Genomic DNA, 17,280 nt, shown 5'->3' on the forward strand with positions numbered 1-17,280 from the left:
CCAATTAGAGTTTAGGAAGTCCAAATTTAAATTTCAAATTTAAAGGGTGCGATTGAATAGCAAAAGCAACAAAATGCCAATACCGACAATGATTGTCAGGGTATAGAGTTGAAGCTGACCAAAGGTGCTATATCGCAAGTTTTGACCACTAAATAGAGTTGCTAGTCCAAAGAAGTTGCCAACGCCATCGACAAAGAAGCGATCGAACCAGTACATCCCTTTCGAGATATTATCCACTAAGCCCACAATCGTGACTTTGTAGAGCTTCGGTGTATAAAAGTCATTGGCAAAGAAGCTCTGCATTCCCATCCAAGGTAGTTGAATGGGTTTGGCAACCTGATTATTCAGATACAGATAAGCGCCTGCACTTAGTCCTAATAGACTAGAAGCGGAAAGTAGGAGGGCATCGGTGCTGAGTAATATTGACCAATCTTCGATCAGTCCAAACAGGTTGAGCAACTGGGGCGTATGTAGAACTAAACCCGCAAGGATGGTCATCGGCATGACAATCAGCCATAGTGGTTCTACGGAGCGTTCGGTCATCTGCTTAGGCTTACCACCCCAAATTAGACCAAATACTCGCATCACACTGAAAGCCATCAAGCCATTAATTACGAGTAGAAGTTGTGCTAGGGCGGGATGATTTTCCCAGAGGTAGGTAATAAAATCGACCATCGCCCAGAATCCACCAAAAGGCGGCAAGGCAACCAATCCCGCCATCCCAACTAAAAAGCACAATCCCGAAATAGGACGACGCTTCCATAGCCCGCCTAGTAAGGTGAGGTCTTGGCTAATGTTATTAGAAATAATGCTACCGACTGCCATCAATAACAGAGCGATCGCTAGGGCATGAGCCAAAATCAACAGATAAGCGCCTTGGATTTCACCCACACCCACGGCAATAAAGATCAGTCCCATATAGGCACTGGTGAGATAGGACAGCGATCGCTTGACATCAATTTGACCAATGGAAATAAGGGTGGTTCCTAAAGCGGTCGCTGCACCGATGGCAATTACTACCTGTTGGGCAATATCCGACAAAGCCAGCAGGGGATAGAGCTTGATCAGTACCCAAGCACCTGTTGCCACCACTACGGAATTACGCAAAACTGTACTAGGCAAGGGTCCCTCCATCGCTTCGTCTAACCAGAGATGCAAAGGAAACTGAGCGCATTTGCCCATTGGTCCAACGATCAAGGCTAAGGTCACCAAGGTGATCGCCGTAGGATTAACTTCTGCATTATTTGCCCATACAGCAAGTTCGCTAAAATTCCAAGTTCCTGTAAGGGGTAGCAAGCCAACTACACCCATTAATAGGAATAAGTCGCCAACTCGCTTGGTGAGAAAAGCGTCTCTCGCCCCTGTGACTACAAGGGATTGGTTGTACCAAATACCCACTAAAAGATAAGTGCCGAGGGTCAGAACCTCAAGAATGACATAGCTAAAGAAGAGGGAATCGCACAAGACCAAAGCGCATAAACCAGCTTCAAATAGGGCTAAAAGTGCAAAGAATCTACCCCAGCCCCAATCCATTTCCATATAGCCCACTGCATAAATCTGAGCGAGCAGGTTAATCGCAGCAATGACCACGATCGCACCGACGGTAAGTGGGTTAATTTGTAAGTCAAGGGTGAAGTTGAGACCACCGACCGCTAACCAAGGAAAAGATAACTCCCGTGCTGGCTGTCCCCAAGCTACGGTCAAAGCCGCGATCGCATGAATCAAGGAGATAAAGGTCATCAAAATATTGATGTAGCCTGCTGGTCTAGGGCCTGTTTTACGGGTAATACTAGGAAACCAGATGATCGATAGCATCGCTCCTGCCAGAGAATAGCAAGGGATCAGCCAGATCGTGTCCAGCCAGTTATTTATCATATAAACTCTATTTACTTATGAAAAACCATAATTAATTTTCTATGATTATTGCAAAGATGTCTCTAAATGAAAATAGTTCTAATCATCGTTTTTAATCTATGGTTACTATAGATTTTTACAAGATCACAATATTTGTGAGGATTAACCCACCCTATAAAGAGTTCGCCAAGAAAATCTGCATAGCAGATTTTCTTGGCGAACTCTTTATTAAATAAAAAAGGAGTGCTTTGCACTCCCTTTTTTTAGTAATCGTCCCGAACGGCAAAGGAAATTGTTTGCTGAGTAACTATATTAATTACAGCGCTCGGCTCAATCACCGTCACCTGTGGCGCAGTCACATTCCCAATCACCGCCGCCGCCGCCGCACCACCCAGCACATCCAGAATCTGTACATTACCGCGTAAAACACCGCCAAGCACCGCCCCTGCGGCTCCACCAATACCCGCATCCGTCAAAATAGAACCTGCATTGGTTTCGCGAGGATCTTTCATGTCATTAATCAAAGCCGACTCCGCTTGCAGTCTCACCGTTGCCCCCCGACTGGTAAACTTTTGGGCGACAAACTTAGAACCACCCTCCACTGGCACAAACTGCCCCTCGACCACTGCCCCCGCAGGAATTAAAACCACACCATTTTGAGTAGCGATATCTTGAGCAACTAAGAGACTCGCATTAACCGTTTCACCCTTAGCAATGTAAAGCGTATCTTGGCGATTGATTTTTGTAGCGATCGCCTGACCAACAGGCAAATTATAGGTAGAGCGAAATACTTGTGCAACTTGATCTCGCCGCACCTGTTTTTGGGAGTTATCAATTTGAGTCGAAAATTGCGATCGGTAACGGGAAGACGCATCGCTAGGATTAGCGATTAGGGATGTGATAGCTAGGCTTAGTACCATACTTATCGACGATACAATTGCTAACTTGGCTGGACGTTTAGCGCTCATAAATGCCTCTGAAGATGCCAATAGAGTTCTACTTTAATGTTATGACTGATCGAAGAAGCTTTTGGTTCCATAATGAGGTGAATTAGCGTAGCTTAACGCACTCAAACATTTAGGATTTACTGATGTTACGTGGAAGTTTCCAAGACCCTCACCCCTAGCCCCTCTCCCAAAAGGGGAGAGGGGAACAAGAAATTGTCTTACTCCCCTTCTCCCTTGATGGGAGAGGGGGCTGGGGGGGTGAGGGTTCCACGTAACATTAGTATTTAGATAAAGTGAGTTACATTTCATTAACGAAGTCTATGCGATCGCCGATCGCCTAGGATTCCTTCCAAACAGGTGTTAGCTAATGACTCCATCAGAAGCTAATGGAAGAATAAATCGGAAGTATCTAATATTGTGGCGCTTGGGCAACTCGGACTCTTGCTGAAACCCCAAGCTTTGATAGAGGCGTTGTGCAGACTGCATCAGTTCACTTGTGAAAAGTCCAATGGAGCTTGCCTTATCATTTTTTGCCTTAGCAATGCACTCTAGAGTTAAGGCTTTAGCAATACCCCTACCTCGATGCTGAGGGTGAACCGCTAACAAGAGGATCGAAGCTATATCGGGTTTAAAAATTGCTGGATCTCCTTTACCCGCAGGACAATAAGCAACAGAGCCGATGATGTCGTTACCAGAACGATAAATTATGAACTCTGCCACCTCTGCTCTTTCTTTAATGTTTCGCAGGTTCTTCTGCATGGTTTCCCAAGCCCCTGATGGAAGATATGATGCGAATTCTGTATAGGCTACAACATTCAAATCAGCGATCGCCTCGTAATCCCTACTAGTTGAAGTTTCAATCACCTGTGCTACTCTCCATTTTTAGGCAGCTAACTATGGATTAGACAGAAAATTTCTGTCTAATCTGAATATAGGGGATATAGGCTTAAAGTCAAGTTTTGGGCTTCAAGTAGGATTCGTTAGCGTATCGTAACGCACTCAAACATTTAGCATTAACTAGATAAAGTGCGTTACATTTCATTTTGATAGGTTTATGAATGTGGCGATCGCCTATTCATTTCATAGATAAAACCGCTTGATAGCTGACAGGTTTATGAGTATGGCGATCGCCTATCGATAGTTGTTAGAATATCGAATATATCTAAATATCACAAATTTATGTTTAGAGACTCGAAGTTTATCAGTAGATCTGCCGATGTTATGGGTGGTACGACTGTATTTGTAAGTACTAGGGTTCCTGTGCAGACCCTTTTAGATTATCTCAAGGCAGGCGAATCGATTGATGATTTTTTGGATGGTTTTCCAACTGTAACTAGAGAACAGGTTATTTATTTTTTAGAAGAGTTAGGAAAGAGCTTTTTGAGTGTGGCGGCGTAATATGAGGGTTCTGGTAGTGTGTCATATTTGTTGAACTAGGTAATTGATAAAAATGGCAAACCCATACCAGCATTTTTTATAGCATATGCCTGTTATTTTCTCCCCAACAAATGTGAAACACTACCGATTTTGGTTTAGTATATTTATTAGGATAGGTCTTAAAGACCTATCCTAATTTGTTAACACATTGATAGTGATATTTAAAGGAGTTTTGCAATGGCTATTACAGTTCAAGATTTAAGAGAAAGTCGCCAAGAATTATCTTTGATAACAGTTAAATATGATGAACTGGCAAAAAATGCACTATCAAAAATGCTAGAAAACAATTACAGCCAACTTCCTGTTGTTGATGATGACAAAAAACTAATGGGAATAATTTCTCATCATTCAATTTTAAATGCTATACAGACATTCAATGTAGATATTGATAGCATAAGAGTATCTCATGCAACAGAAAAATGCAAAGAAACTTGTAAAACTGAGGACGATTTATCTGATGTAATTGATAAGGTGCAAAAGTATAGTTTTTTAGTTGTTTTGGATAATAAGGACAAACAAAGACCCATAGGAATAATAACTACAGATGATTTACTAGGATTTTATTACAAACGTGCTGAAAACATTTTGCTTATTCATAATATTGAATCATCCTTGAAAGAACATATTAGATGTGCTATTGATGAATTGGACTTAGCTGAAAAAATTGACGGAATAGTTAACAAACAGAATTTTAACAAACTTGATAAAGCAATAATGCACTTTAATAAAAGTAGTAATATACAAGTAAATCAAAGCAATAAAGAATACCATGATTTGCTCAATGAAGTTTTCAAAAAACACTTTGGTCATCCTCGAAGCAAATCGTTAGATGATTTATCATTAAATGATTATATTGAAATACTACTATCTAAAGATAATGCTGATTATTGTACAACGACTTTTAATTATTTGGGAATAGAAGCTATTAAAAAGCTATTAGTAACTGTACGAGAAATAAGAAATGATTTTTTTCATTTTAGGAGAGAAATTGGCATAGAAGATTATAAAAAATTACGTTATTGTTCGGATTGGTTAGCGCATCATCCATCCAATCCTAAAAATATGTTGGATTATTATAGTAGTCATGACAATCAGACTATAGAAACTATAGAAGATAATGATAACAATATACTCCAGACTGAAGAACTAGTCTCTGAAAGTAAAATTGTTAATGTAGAAGAAAAAATGGACAATCTTCAGAATCGCTACAGCTTATTAGTTGATAAATTAGAACAAAGTGAAAACGATCAAATTAGTTATAGTTTTCAACATATAGAAAAATTAATTGAGGTTAAACTTCCACAAGGAGCAAGGGCAGATCGTTCGTGGTGGTCAAATAATGAGTCTCAACCTTGGACTCAAAAAGGATGGTATATTTTATACGTCAATCTAGTAAAAGAAACCGTTACTTTTGTTCGCAAGCCTTACGCAATCGAATATGCTGAGTTTTTTCAATCACTTCTGTCAAAGTTAAGTGAACAAGAAACACCATTCCGAGTTAAGTTTCCTTATCAAGATGGTCGTCGTTATGTAACGGTAACAACCTTTCCTACAAACAAAAAACCCATCGGAAATTTAACTTATTCATTTAATGAACACCACGAAAGTTTTAGAATAGAGTTGTTTATTGATAAAAATAGTCCTGAGCAAAACAAAAAAATATATGACCACCTTCATGACAAAAGACAAATAATAGAACAGAGTTGCATATCAGAAAATGAATCCATGATGTGGGAACGGATTGACTACGGAAATCCATCAAGAATATCATTATGTTATAAACCCAAAATATTTATTAAATGTAATTCAGAAAAATTAGAAGCTCTAAAAGAATGGGCAATAGATTCAATTATTAAATTTAATCAAATACTTACTGATCAATATGATGAATGATAGAACTTAATTTCGCAAAAGGTGAGAGATAGTTGCTGTTTGTGAGGATGAATAAGCGATCAATTTGTTAATACATAGTAACTAAACATAAAAAATTATGGCAAAAGATCTTTACCATCAAGCTATCAAAAATGCTTTAGTTAAGGATGGTTGGACAATTACAGGTGATCCTTACCCTCTGGAATATGAAGATCTTGAACTTTATCCAGACTTAGCTGTGGAAAAATTTATTTCAGAAACCCAAAGGCAACGTAAAATTATTATTGAAATTAAAAGCTTTATCAGTCTTTCATTGGTTAAGGATTTTGAGTTAGCTTTAGGGCAGTATATAATTTATCGTGATCTAATCCGACTATTACAAGATGAATATGAGGAGATTTATTTAGCTATTAAAGATGAAGTTTATAACACCTTCTTTCAAAGGAAATCAATTCAAGTTCTAGTCAAATTAAATCAACTTGCTTTACTTGTTGTAAATATAGAAAAGGAAGAGATAGTGCAATGGACAAGTTAACTAATTATCGTCAAATCATTAAAAATATATTAACTGAGCATGATCATCTTGCCAATCGCTCGTCTAGAAAAAAATATCAAACTTGCTTGATTTTTGATGAAGTCCATGATCATTATCTATGGATGTCGATAGACTGGGTTAATCAGAAGAGAATCAATAATACTCATGTTCATATTAGTATTAAAAATGAGAAAGTTTATATCGAGGATGATTGGACTGAAGATGGTATTGCTAATGAGTTGTTAGCGCAAGGTATTCCTAAGTGTGATATTGTTTTGGCTTTTCATGATCCTGAGACTCGGAAGTTAACGGAGTTTGCTGTAGCCTAGAGATTGCTGGTTTGTTTGTTTTTTAGAGTGGCGATCACTGTTTTTTGAGAACGGATAGGTGAGTAACTTGTTAATATATAGCAAGTAAACACGAAAACCTATGACTAAAATAGAGCTACTAGAAAAGCAGATCGCCGATCTTGACTATGACTCATTTGCAAAATTACGTGAATGGTTTATTGAATTCGATCAAGCCAATTGGGACAAAAAACTTGAATCAGATTCTAACTCTGGCAAACTTGACTTCTTAATCAATGCTGCACTTGCTGAACATCAAGCAGGAGAAGCAATTGATCTGTGAACCATAAAACAGCATCTAGCTTTTGGAACTGTTATGAATATCTGCCTATCGACATTCGTGACCTTGCCGACAAAAATTTTCTACTGCTCAAAGACAACCCTTCTCATCCATCCTTACAGTTTAAGAAAGTTGGTAAAGTATGGTCAGTAAGAGTTGGCTCTAATTATCGAGTGATCGCTACCCAAATTGAAGAAGGCTATCTCTGGATTTGGATAGGTACTCATGCTGAATATGACAAATTATTGAAATAGTGATTTTGGGCAATGGATAGGCGATCGCTGGTTGGTTGATTTTTTTTGAGGGGCGATCGCTGTTTAGGGGGATGGATAGGCGATCGCTGTTTAGTTGATTTTCAAAAAAGAGCCATAATAGCTAAAATAGCTAACATGGTTATAATAGCTAACAACAATGTTAGGGGCTTTTACCATGAAAACGTTAGGTGCATCGGAAGCTAAAAACCGCTTTGGCGAACTATTAGACCTAGCTCGTAGAGAACCAGTGCAAATAGCCAAAAAAGGGCGTAGTGTTGCCATTATGATGTCGATTGAAGAATTTGAAAGATTTTTAGATTTAGAAAATCAATTTTTGGCTCTAAAAGCAGAGCAAGCCAGACAAGAAGGCTTTATAGGCATTCCAGAAAGTGAGGCTTTATTATCAGAGATTTTAAATGCTTAAGATTAACTTGTCTCGACAAGCTGCTAAACGCTTAAAAAAACTGCCAGACAAGCACGCCAAACAAGTCGCAACCAAAATTACCGAATTGCTCTCAAATCCTTATCCTCAAGATTCTCTAAGGTTAAAAGGTTATCCCTATCACAGAGCCGATATTGGTGAATATAGGATTGTTTATTATGTGGAAGAACAAACCCTAGAAATCTTATTAATTGATAAACGGAACGATGATGAAGTCTACAAACAACTAAAAAGAATGATATAGAATTTATGAGATAAATAACCCCATCTATGGAGTGATCGCTGTTTTTGGTATGGATGAGCGATCGCTTTTTGATAGCAATTAGTGATTCTATTTTCCTAAATGCTAAACTGTAGATACTTAAGGTAGCTCTAGCAATCAAAATGAACACATTTAACGATAGATCTGTTATTGATAAGTCCTCTACGATACCAGTAGCGGAAATACACAATCAACTGAGTGAATCAATACCAGTAGCGGAAATACACAATCAACTGAGTGAATCAATTAAACACCTATCTCCAGAAAGATTGAAAGTAGTGGCAGATTTTGCAGCATTCTTGGCAAATGCCGAAAGCGAAGCCGCAACTCAAGAGCTGTTATCAATTTCAGGGCTATTAGAGCGTATTAAACAGAATCAAACAACTCCTAAAAGTCAGTATGTAAATTGGAAAACAGTGCGTTCTGATGTATGAAATTTTACTGCATCCTGATGCGCAGAAAGTTTATGCTAAAGCAGATAAAGCTTTAGCGAAAAAGATTGCTAAATGCTTACAACAATTAGAACAAGATCCGAGATCGCACCCTAATATCAAATCGCTCAAGGGAGAATATTTAAATTTCTATCGCTATCGCATTGGCGATTATAGGATTATTTATTCAGTCGAAGATAAAATAGTGCAAGTGTTTGTTGTGGCGATTGCTCACCGTAGTAAGGCTTATGAGATATAGCGGGTAGCTATTTGGTTGATTTTTTTTGAGAGGCGATCGCGGGTTATGGGATAGGAAAACTTCTCAAATACGCTCTTACAGAATGTGAAAGGAATCCCTACAAAAATAGTTTATACCCTGCTATAAAATTGGCAGATTCCAAGGCAAAAGGATAGAATAAGAATTATGTTTACCATGTCTTAACCTGATGTCAGACACACTTACGGTGGAAGCATTACCGATCTTGTCGATCGCACCAGCCCAACTTTTACGGGGAAACGGGATTTTAGCGCAACTCCCGAAATATTTGTCATGCTATGGGAATAAAGCTCTAGTCATTGCTGGGGAAACCGCCAATCAAGTCACAGCTAGCTATTTTCATAATAGCGATCGCGAAATTATCCATGCACCAGCGATCGCTGATTGTAGCGATGAAAATTTAGCCATGTTGCGTCGTCTTGTGCAGCAAGAAAATCCTCATGTAATTGTGGGTGTCGGTGGCGGCAAAGTCCTTGATACGGCGAAATTAATCGCCCATCAATGTCAGTTACCTATTGTTACCGTGCCGACCACTGGCGCAACCTGTGCGGCATGGACTGCCCTTAGCAATGTCTATGATGCTCAGGGAGCCTTTGACTATGACGTGACCCTCGATCGCTGTCCTGACATGATGTTTGTGGACTATGACGTAATTGCGACGGCTCCTAAACGCACTCTTGTGTCAGGAATTGGCGACGCGATCGCGAAGTGGTATGAGTCCTCTGTCAGCAGTGGCAATAGCGAGAAAACAATGGTAATTGCGGCGGTGCAAGAGGCAAGAATCCTGCGTGATATTTTGTTCCAAAAGTCTGCTGAGGCGATCGCCAATCCTAAAAGTCAAGCATGGCGCGAAGTAGTCGATGCGTCGGTCTGTCTGGCGGGGGCGATCGGTGGTATCGGGGGCGCAAATTGTCGCACGGTGGCGGCTCATGCGGTTCACAATGCTTTAACTCATCTGCATCAAACCCACGGGACATTACATGGCGAAAAGGTTGCCTATGGCATTTTGGTGCAACTCCGCTTAGAGGAATTTCAAGGCAATCAACTCGCCGCCTCGTCGCGTCATCAATTGCTGAAGTTTTATCAAGAGATTGGCTTACCGACAAATCTTGCCGATCTTGGCTTAAGTCAAGTCACCCTCGCCGAATTAGAACATATTGCGGCGATCGCCTGTCAGCCAAATTCCGATATTCACCGCTTACCCTTCACCGTTTCCCCCAGTCAAGTTCTGGCGGCGATGGTTTCCACAACTAGTCCCATTGCCGCCACCGTTTAACTAAAAAGCCTCGCGAAGCGAGGCTTTTTAGTTGCTTAGCGAACACTGGGTAATTCGATTTCGATCGCTTGTTGTTGCATTTTTTTGAAGACGTTATAAAAGCCATTGGCGCGAGATGGCGTGAGGCTAGCGACTAAACCTGTATCTTTAATAAATTCAGGCGTGAGCAATTCAACTTCCTTTTGGGTTAAGCCGCCCATACAGATCGATAGCAAACCAACAAACCCTTTACTAATCAACGCATCCGAGTCGCCTGCAAATACAACTCGCTCGTTGGTATCTAGTTTCGCTACCACATATACCTGTGATACACAGCCCTGTACTCTGTTTTCAGGGGTTTTGAGGGTTTCGGGAAACGCTTCGAGTTTCTTCCCGTACAAAATTAGTTGCTCATAACGTAGCTTCGGATCGGAGAGCCTCTGAAATCGCTGGACAATGCGATCGATGGCTTCAGGTAAATGGGTCGGGCTTGACATTAGCTTTGGAAATATTTGGAGATTATTTTCAAGATTTAGACAGAAAATCTTAGAGCTATTCCAGTTTAAAGGATCTGCTCGCATCTTGTGGGTGATCGCCTATTGAAATAATATTTGGCGAGGCTAGATCACAGGGTTTTAGCTTGCTCAAAAGATTGCTTAACAAAATCTAGAAACTCCTGCTGAAAGCGTTCCGTTGAGAAGCGCATAGCATTCTTACGACAGTGGATCGGCAAAATGCGATCGCAATTTTTCTCAAACTCTTTGACGGCTTCTACAATGCTCATCGCAGTTTGCTGAGGAAAAAATACACCAGTCGGGAACTCTTTGTCTAAGCCAATTACCGACTCACATACGCCACCACGACCATAGGCAATTACAGGCGTGCCGCAAGCTTGGGCTTCTACTGGCGTAATCCCAAAATCTTCCTCCGCAGCAAAAACAAACGCCTTCGCATTCTGCATATATCCCCGCAATTCCTCTGGTTCGCGATATCCCAAAAACTTGATATTTCGACCCGCCTTAGCTTGGATTTTTGGCATTTGTTCCCCATCGCCAATCACAATTAATTGGCGATCGCCCATTTGCGAAAATGCTTCCACAATTAGATCAATGCGTTTATAGGGAACTAAGCGCGAAGCCGTGAGATAGAAATCTTGTTTATGTTCACAGAGGGCATAATTTTGTAAATCCACTGGTGGATAAATTACTTTCGCCTCTCGCCGATATACCTTCTGGATACGCCTTGCAATGAATTGCGAATTAGCAATAAATAAATCTACTCCATTGGCGGTGCGGATATCCCACATCCTGATTTGATGCAAAATCCAGCGAGCAATCCAGCTTTTAATACCATGTTCTAAATTTGATTCCTTGAGGTATTGGTGCTGCAAGTCCCATGCATAGCGAATCGGAGAATGCACATAGGAAATATGTAATTGATGGGGTGCGGTGAGTACGCCCTTAGCCACCGCATGGGAACTCGAAATAATCAGGTCATAGGCGGATAAATCTAGCTGCTCGATCGCTAGGGGCATCAGGGGTAAATATTGTCGAAATTTCTTTTTGGCAAAGGGTAATTTTTGGATAAATGTCGTCGTAACTGATTTATTTTGGATAAATCCTCGTTGGCGATCGCCTAAAAAATCTACCACCGCAAACAAATCAGCATGGGGAAATAAATTTAAGATTTGCTCAATCACGCGCTCCGAACCTGCATAGTTCACAAACCATTCATGGACGATCGCTATCCGTACAGATTTCATCTTTTCGTTAAGTCCCAATAATTCACAGAATAATTATGGTTACAATAGCAACGTTGAATCCGCTTACTCCATGAAGTTTCACCTCACCTCTGCGACTCTCGCCTCCTTTGGGCTAATGTGCGCTAGCCTGACTGGCTTAGCACCATTGAAATTGTCGGCTAATTTTTCACCTAACTTTCCTGATTTTACGGAAGCAGCGATCGCTCAGGACGCAGCACCAACCGTAACGACCACATCTGATTCTAAAGCGATCGAACTCGCCAAATATTTAACAAAAAAAGGCGCAAAATTATATACGGCTTATTGGTGTCCCCATTGCCACAACCAAAAACAACGCTTTGGCAAAGAGGCGGTGCGTCAGCTACAGGTCGTCGAATGTGATCCTAGAGGCGTTAACCCTCAAACTGAGCTATGCCGTAGCAAAAAAGTACGTGCTTACCCCACATGGGAAATTGATGGTAAGTTATATTCTGGGAATAAAAGTCTAGAAAATTTGGCAAATTTGTCCAAATATCGAGGCAGTCTTTAGGGACGATGCATTAGTTAGTCGAAATGGCAACTATAAATTTACATAATTAGATTAATGTAATTACCGTCTAACTAAAAATAGCTAATTTCTGCATAAACATTGTATATAGGTTAAGAAGGTATTTAGTAAAGCTTGAGTTTTGCTAATTTGCCTTCCAGTCTTTTTTGATTATCGCGAACCTTGCAGGCTAATATGTCTACTCTTGTCATTGTCGAATCGCCCACAAAAGCCCGCACTATTCGGAATTTTTTGCCTTCCGATTATCGTGTAGAGGCGTCGATGGGGCATGTGCGCGATTTGCCACAATCAGCTAGTGACATTCCTGCGGAGCTAAAGTCGCAAGAATGGGCCAAGCTGGGCGTAAATGTGGATGCAGACTTTGAGCCACTTTATATCGTGCCAGACGATAAAAAAAAGATTGTCCGTGAACTCAAGGCAGCTCTCAAAGGTGTAAAAGAATTAATTCTGGCAACTGACGAAGACCGCGAAGGTGAAAGTATTTCTTGGCATCTATTGCAAATATTGCAGCCAAAAGTCCCCATCAAGCGGATGGTCTTCCATGAAATTACCTCAGAGGCAATTAAAGGAGCGCTGAAAAACTGTCGCCAGATTGACGATCGCCTAGTCCATGCCCAAGAAACGCGCCGCATCCTTGATCGCCTTGTCGGTTATACCCTTTCGCCTTTGCTGTGGAAAAAAATTGCTTGGGGTCTATCGGCGGGACGGGTGCAATCTGTAGCCGTGCGTCTAATCGTCAATCGCGAACGGGAGCGCCGCGCCTTTAAATCAGGTAGCTATTGGGATTTGAAAGCCAATCTCTATGCACCAAAGCAGGAATTTCCTGTGCAGCTAGTCTCCGTCGGCGGCGTGAATGTGGCGACGGGCAAGGACTTTGATGAGGCGACAGGTAAAATTGCTAAAGGTCGCAAGGTTTTGCTGCTTGATGAGGCGGCGGCGATCGCTTTGCAACAAAAGTTAAATGGCAAAGTTTGGTCAGTCAGCAACCTTGATGAGCGCCCCACCACCCGCAAGCCCTCCCCACCCTTTACCACCTCCACGATGCAACAGGAGGCTAACCGTAAATTGCGCCTGTCGGCTAGGGACTCGATGCGAGTGGCTCAGGCTCTCTATGAGCAGGGCTATATTACCTATATGCGTACTGATTCCGTGCATCTGTCCCAACAGGCGATCTCGGCGGCGCGTCAATGTGTCACCACGATGTATGGCAGCAACTTCCTCAGCAAAGAGCCGCGCCAGTACGTCACCAAGTCCAAGGGTGCACAGGAAGCCCACGAAGCGATCCGTCCTGCGGGGGAAACTTTCCGCACGCCACAGGAAACTGGCTTGTCGGGTCGCGAATTAGCGCTTTATGACCTGATTTGGAAGCGCACCGTTGCATCACAAATGGCGGACGCGCAATTAACGATGCTCAGCGTGCAGCTAACGGTCGAAGAGGCTCTATTCCGAGCTTCGGGTAAGCGTATTGACTTTGCAGGGTTTTTCCGCGCCTATGTGGAAGGCTCCGATGATCCCGATGCAGCCCTAGAGGAAAAGGAAATTACTTTACCTCCCCTAAAGCTGGGGGATCATCCCGTCTGCCGCGAGTTAAATACGGTGGGACATGAGACCCAACCCCCTGCGCGATATACGGAGGCGGCTCTGGTCAAAATGTTGGAAAGTGAAGGCATTGGTCGCCCCAGTACCTACGCCAGTATCATCGGCACTATTTGCGATCGCGGCTATGTGGAACTAGTGAATAATGCCTTGATCCCCAGCTTTATCGCTTTTGCCGTTACCACTTTATTAGAGGATCATTTTCCAAATTTGGTTGATCCCAGCTTCACTTCCAAAATGGAGCAAACCCTTGACGACATTTCCACGGGCAGTGTCCAATGGTTACCCTATCTCAAGAGTTTCTATTCAGGCGAAAAGGGACTGAGTGGACAGGTCAAGTCTCGCGATAGCCTCATTGATGGCGAAGCAGCCCGAACCGTCCATCTAGAAGGGCTAGATGACGATGTCAAGGTAAAGATTGGCAAGTTTGGCGCTTATATCCAAGTCGGTGAAGGCGATCGCACGGTTAATTCCTCGATACCCCAAAACCTTACGCCCGCCGATCTCGTCCCCGAAAAAATCGAACAACTGCTCAAACAAAAGCTAGAGGGACCCGATCAGGTGGGAATTCATCCTGACTCGAAGGAGCCAATCTTCATGATGATGGGGCAGTACGGTCCCTACGTGCAGTTAGGTCAGGCAACGGAGGCAGTCCCCAAACCCAAACGCGCCTCTTTGCCCAAGGGAATGCAGCCTGAGCAAGTCACCCTCGATGTGGCGGTGAAGCTCTTGGCTCTGCCCCGTACCTTGGGCGCACATCCCGACACTGGCAATCGCGTCTTTGTGAATACGGGGCGTTTTGGTCCCTATGTCTGCCATACCAAGGGCAATGGTGATAAGGACGATAACCGATCGCTAAAATCCACGGATGATCCCTATACGATTACCTTTGAGCGAGCCTTAGACCTCCTTGCTCAGCCCAAGACCCTACGCGGAGCCGCCGCCGCTAAAGTTTTGAAATCTCTCGGTAAGCATCCCGACGATGACGAGGCGATCGAAATCCTCGATGGCAAGTACGGAGCCTATGTCAAGCATGGCAAAATAAACGTATCCCTCACTAAGGAACAATCCGTTGATACTTTGACCGTAGCCGAGGCGATCGCCATGCTAGCGGCTAAGTCAAAGACTAGTAAGACAGGCGCGAAGCGAGGTAAATCATCGACTAGCGACAGCAAGACCACCAAGACAACGACCAAGGCAACGACTAAAAAAACTGCTACTAAAGCTGCTACCAAGTCTACGACTACTAAAACGGCGGCGAAATCGACAACCGCTAAAGCCACGACGAAGAAGACCACCACTTCCAAAACCGTAGCATCTCAAAAGTAGTCTCAATTTCAGCTAATAATTAAGAGTTGTGCGGCTTGCCGCACAACTCTTACAGCAATTCCCGATTCAACGAACCACAAGAGATTTTTTGAAAGTGTTGCGAAGCAACACTTTCAAAAAATCTCTTGGTTTGGGTTTAAGCGCAAAGCGCTGTAATTATGGGCAAAGCTTAAACCTAAGACGAATAAATAAAAATGAGTTGTTCTGAGTATGTTACGGCTAACTGAAATTAAACTTCCACTTGATCATCCTGATGATGCTCTCAAATTGGCAATTCTCAAGAAACTCCAAATTGAACCCGCAGAACTGATTAGCTATTCCATTTTTAAGCGTAGTCACGATGCCCGTAGAAAAGGAGAGATTGCCTTTGTTTATATTCTCGATGTCGAAACTACTCAAGAACAGAAACTACGCGATCGCTTTAGCAAAGATCCCCATGTCATGCTCACACCCGACATGAGCTATCGCTATGTTGCCAAAGCACCCGAGGATTTTAGCGATCGCCTTGCCAACAATTCCGCCCAGCGTCCTATCGTGATTGGCATGGGGCCCGCAGGGATGTTTGCAGGGCTAATGTTAGCGCAGATGGGCTTTCGTCCCTTAATTTTGGAACGCGGTAAACCAGTGCGCGATCGCACTGTAGACACTTTCAACTTCTGGAAAAAAAGAGCCGCCTTTAATCCAGAATCTAACGCTCAATTTGGCGAAGGTGGGGCTGGTACTTTTTCCGATGGAAAGCTGTATAGCCAAGTCAAAGATCCCCAACACTATGGGCGGAAAGTGCTTACGGAGTTTGTGAATGCGGGAGCCTCGCCTGAAATTTTTTATATTAATAAACCGCATATTGGCACATTTAAGCTAGTGGGCATTGTCCAGAACTTTCGAGCAAGAATTGAAGCCCTTGGTGGCGAAATTCGCTTTCAAAGTCGCGTAGAAGATATTGATATTCATGAAGGCAAAGTCAGGGGATTAACCCTTGCTAATGGCGAATATATTGCCAGCAATCACATCGTCCTCGCCGTTGGACATAGCGCCCGTGACACCTTCCAAATGCTCTACGATCGCGGTGTCTATATCGAAGCAAAGCCCTTTTCCATTGGCTTTAGGATTGAACATCCTCAAACATTAATCGATCGCGCTAGATTTGGTGATTATGCAGGGCATAAGTTATTGGGAGCCGCCGATTATAAGCTAGTTCACCATTGCCAAAATGGACGTTCCGTTTATAGCTTCTGTATGTGTCCGGGGGGATTAGTGGTGGCGGCGACTTCTGAAGAAAGAAGGGTGGTAACTAATGGCATGAGTCAATATTCGCGCAATGAAAGGAATGCGAATAGCGGCATTGTTGTGGGGATTACTCCTGAAATTGATTATCCAGAACATCCCCTTGCAGGGCTTGATTTGCAGCGTCGTTTAGAATCTCGCGCCTTTGAATTGGGGGGAGGTACTTACGAAGCTCCCGCCCAATTAGTTGGTGATTTTCTGGCGAATCGACCTTCCCAAAACTTAGGAAAAGTCCATCCTTCTTATACTCCGGGGGTGCATTTGGGCGATCTTAGCTCTAGTTTGCCTGACTATGCGATCGCCGCTATTCGCGAAGCAATTCCTGCTTTTAATAGACAGATCAAAGGTTTTGCGATGGATGAGGCGATGCTAACGGGCGTGGAAACGCGCACTTCTTCGCCGATTAGAATTAAGCGCAATGATAAATACCAAAGTCTCAACATCGAAGGTTTATTCCCTGCGGGAGAGGGGGCGGGCTATGCTGGCGGCATTTTATCGGCAGGAATTGATGGAGTTAAGGTAGCAGAGGCAGTTGCTTTGAGTTTACTTAGCTAGCCCAAATTGGGTAA

At 42.7% G+C, this 17,280-nt stretch carries 19 protein-coding genes; 14 read left to right on the forward strand and 5 right to left on the reverse strand.

Annotated elements, in window-relative coordinates; all coding sequences use genetic code 11:
• Positions 1-39 precede the first annotated feature (39 nt).
• The 3 genes from H6F42_RS11370 to H6F42_RS11380 all read right to left on the reverse strand — a co-directional run bounded on the left by H6F42_RS11370 (position 40) and on the right by H6F42_RS11380 (position 3,665).
• Positions 40-1,875 carry an NAD(P)H-quinone oxidoreductase subunit F gene (locus tag H6F42_RS11370; protein WP_190399462.1) on the reverse strand — a complete coding sequence of 612 codons (1,836 nt, stop codon included), beginning with the start codon at positions 1,873-1,875 and terminating at the stop codon, positions 40-42.
• 242 nt (positions 1,876-2,117) lie between these two features.
• Entirely contained in the window at positions 2,118-2,822 is a 705-nt protein-coding gene (locus H6F42_RS11375; RefSeq protein WP_190399463.1) for a hypothetical protein, read from the reverse strand.
• A gap of 339 nt (positions 2,823-3,161) precedes the next feature.
• On the reverse strand, positions 3,162-3,665 hold the full coding sequence (locus tag H6F42_RS11380; protein WP_190399464.1) for an N-acetyltransferase: 504 nt from the start codon (positions 3,663-3,665) through the stop codon (positions 3,162-3,164).
• Between the two features lie 315 nt (positions 3,666-3,980).
• Between H6F42_RS11380 and H6F42_RS11385 the strand changes: the two genes are divergently transcribed.
• The 11 genes from H6F42_RS11385 to H6F42_RS11435 all read left to right on the forward strand — a co-directional run bounded on the left by H6F42_RS11385 (position 3,981) and on the right by H6F42_RS11435 (position 10,214).
• Positions 3,981-4,199 carry a DUF433 domain-containing protein gene (locus tag H6F42_RS11385; protein ID WP_190399465.1) on the forward strand — a complete coding sequence of 73 codons (219 nt, stop codon included), beginning with the start codon at positions 3,981-3,983 and terminating at the stop codon, positions 4,197-4,199.
• A 216-nt stretch (positions 4,200-4,415) separates the two neighbouring features.
• Entirely contained in the window at positions 4,416-6,131 is a 1,716-nt protein-coding gene (locus H6F42_RS11390) for a DUF4268 domain-containing protein (protein WP_190399466.1), read from the forward strand.
• Positions 6,132-6,225: 94 nt separating this feature from the next.
• Positions 6,226-6,645: a XisH family protein gene (locus H6F42_RS11395; RefSeq protein ID WP_190399511.1), complete on the forward strand. Its 420-nt coding sequence runs from the start codon at positions 6,226-6,228 to the stop codon at positions 6,643-6,645.
• Positions 6,633-6,974 carry a XisI protein gene (locus tag H6F42_RS11400; RefSeq protein ID WP_190399467.1) on the forward strand — a complete coding sequence of 114 codons (342 nt, stop codon included), beginning with the start codon at positions 6,633-6,635 and terminating at the stop codon, positions 6,972-6,974. The genes H6F42_RS11395 and H6F42_RS11400 overlap by 13 nt, the downstream gene beginning before the upstream one ends.
• 100 nt (positions 6,975-7,074) lie before the next feature.
• On the forward strand, positions 7,075-7,275 hold the full coding sequence (locus H6F42_RS11405; protein ID WP_190399468.1) for a hypothetical protein: 201 nt from the start codon (positions 7,075-7,077) through the stop codon (positions 7,273-7,275).
• Positions 7,272-7,526 carry a hypothetical protein gene (locus H6F42_RS11410; protein ID WP_190399469.1) on the forward strand — a complete coding sequence of 85 codons (255 nt, stop codon included), beginning with the start codon at positions 7,272-7,274 and terminating at the stop codon, positions 7,524-7,526. Before H6F42_RS11405 ends, H6F42_RS11410 begins: the two co-directional genes overlap by 4 nt.
• Before the next feature lie 175 nt (positions 7,527-7,701).
• A complete protein-coding gene (locus H6F42_RS11415) occupies positions 7,702-7,950 on the forward strand; it encodes a type II toxin-antitoxin system Phd/YefM family antitoxin (protein WP_190399470.1) in 249 nt (82 codons plus the stop codon).
• Positions 7,943-8,212: a type II toxin-antitoxin system RelE/ParE family toxin gene (locus H6F42_RS11420; RefSeq protein WP_190399471.1), complete on the forward strand. Its 270-nt coding sequence runs from the start codon at positions 7,943-7,945 to the stop codon at positions 8,210-8,212. Before H6F42_RS11415 ends, H6F42_RS11420 begins: the two co-directional genes overlap by 8 nt.
• Before the next feature lie 140 nt (positions 8,213-8,352).
• Positions 8,353-8,664, forward strand: coding sequence for a hypothetical protein (locus H6F42_RS11425; protein WP_190399472.1), 312 nt, complete (start codon positions 8,353-8,355; stop codon positions 8,662-8,664).
• The gene (locus H6F42_RS11430; RefSeq protein ID WP_190399473.1) at positions 8,657-8,920 is read left to right on the forward strand and encodes a type II toxin-antitoxin system RelE/ParE family toxin; all 264 of its coding nucleotides are present in this window, start codon (positions 8,657-8,659) and stop codon (positions 8,918-8,920) included. The genes H6F42_RS11425 and H6F42_RS11430 overlap by 8 nt, the downstream gene beginning before the upstream one ends.
• 187 nt (positions 8,921-9,107) lie before the next feature.
• Positions 9,108-10,214, forward strand: a complete 1,107-nt coding sequence (locus H6F42_RS11435) for an iron-containing alcohol dehydrogenase family protein (protein WP_190399474.1) — start codon at positions 9,108-9,110, stop codon at positions 10,212-10,214.
• 35 nt (positions 10,215-10,249) lie between these two features.
• On the opposite strand, the gene H6F42_RS11440 is transcribed toward H6F42_RS11435, so the two are convergent.
• Both H6F42_RS11440 and H6F42_RS11445 read right to left on the reverse strand, forming a co-directional pair.
• Positions 10,250-10,690, reverse strand: coding sequence for a SufE family protein (locus H6F42_RS11440; protein WP_190399475.1), 441 nt, complete (start codon positions 10,688-10,690; stop codon positions 10,250-10,252).
• A gap of 128 nt (positions 10,691-10,818) precedes the next feature.
• On the reverse strand, positions 10,819-11,955 hold the full coding sequence (locus H6F42_RS11445; protein WP_190399476.1) for a glycosyltransferase family 4 protein: 1,137 nt from the start codon (positions 11,953-11,955) through the stop codon (positions 10,819-10,821).
• A gap of 70 nt (positions 11,956-12,025) precedes the next feature.
• Between H6F42_RS11445 and H6F42_RS11450 the strand changes: the two genes are divergently transcribed.
• The 3 genes from H6F42_RS11450 (at position 12,026) to H6F42_RS11460 (ending at position 17,266) form a co-directional block, all read left to right on the forward strand.
• Positions 12,026-12,484 (forward strand): hypothetical protein, encoded by a 459-nt coding sequence (locus H6F42_RS11450; protein WP_190399477.1) that lies wholly within the window; start codon positions 12,026-12,028, stop codon positions 12,482-12,484.
• A gap of 192 nt (positions 12,485-12,676) precedes the next feature.
• Complete coding sequence (gene topA / locus H6F42_RS11455) at positions 12,677-15,427, forward strand: type I DNA topoisomerase (RefSeq protein WP_190399478.1); 2,751 nt, start codon at positions 12,677-12,679, stop codon at positions 15,425-15,427.
• Between the two features lie 210 nt (positions 15,428-15,637).
• Positions 15,638-17,266, forward strand: coding sequence for an NAD(P)/FAD-dependent oxidoreductase (locus H6F42_RS11460; RefSeq protein WP_190399479.1), 1,629 nt, complete (start codon positions 15,638-15,640; stop codon positions 17,264-17,266).
• The last annotated feature ends 14 nt before the right edge of the window (positions 17,267-17,280 follow it).

This window comes from Pseudanabaena sp. FACHB-1998 (assembly GCF_014696355.1).
Classification (GTDB): domain Bacteria; phylum Cyanobacteriota; class Cyanobacteriia; order Pseudanabaenales; family Pseudanabaenaceae; genus Pseudanabaena.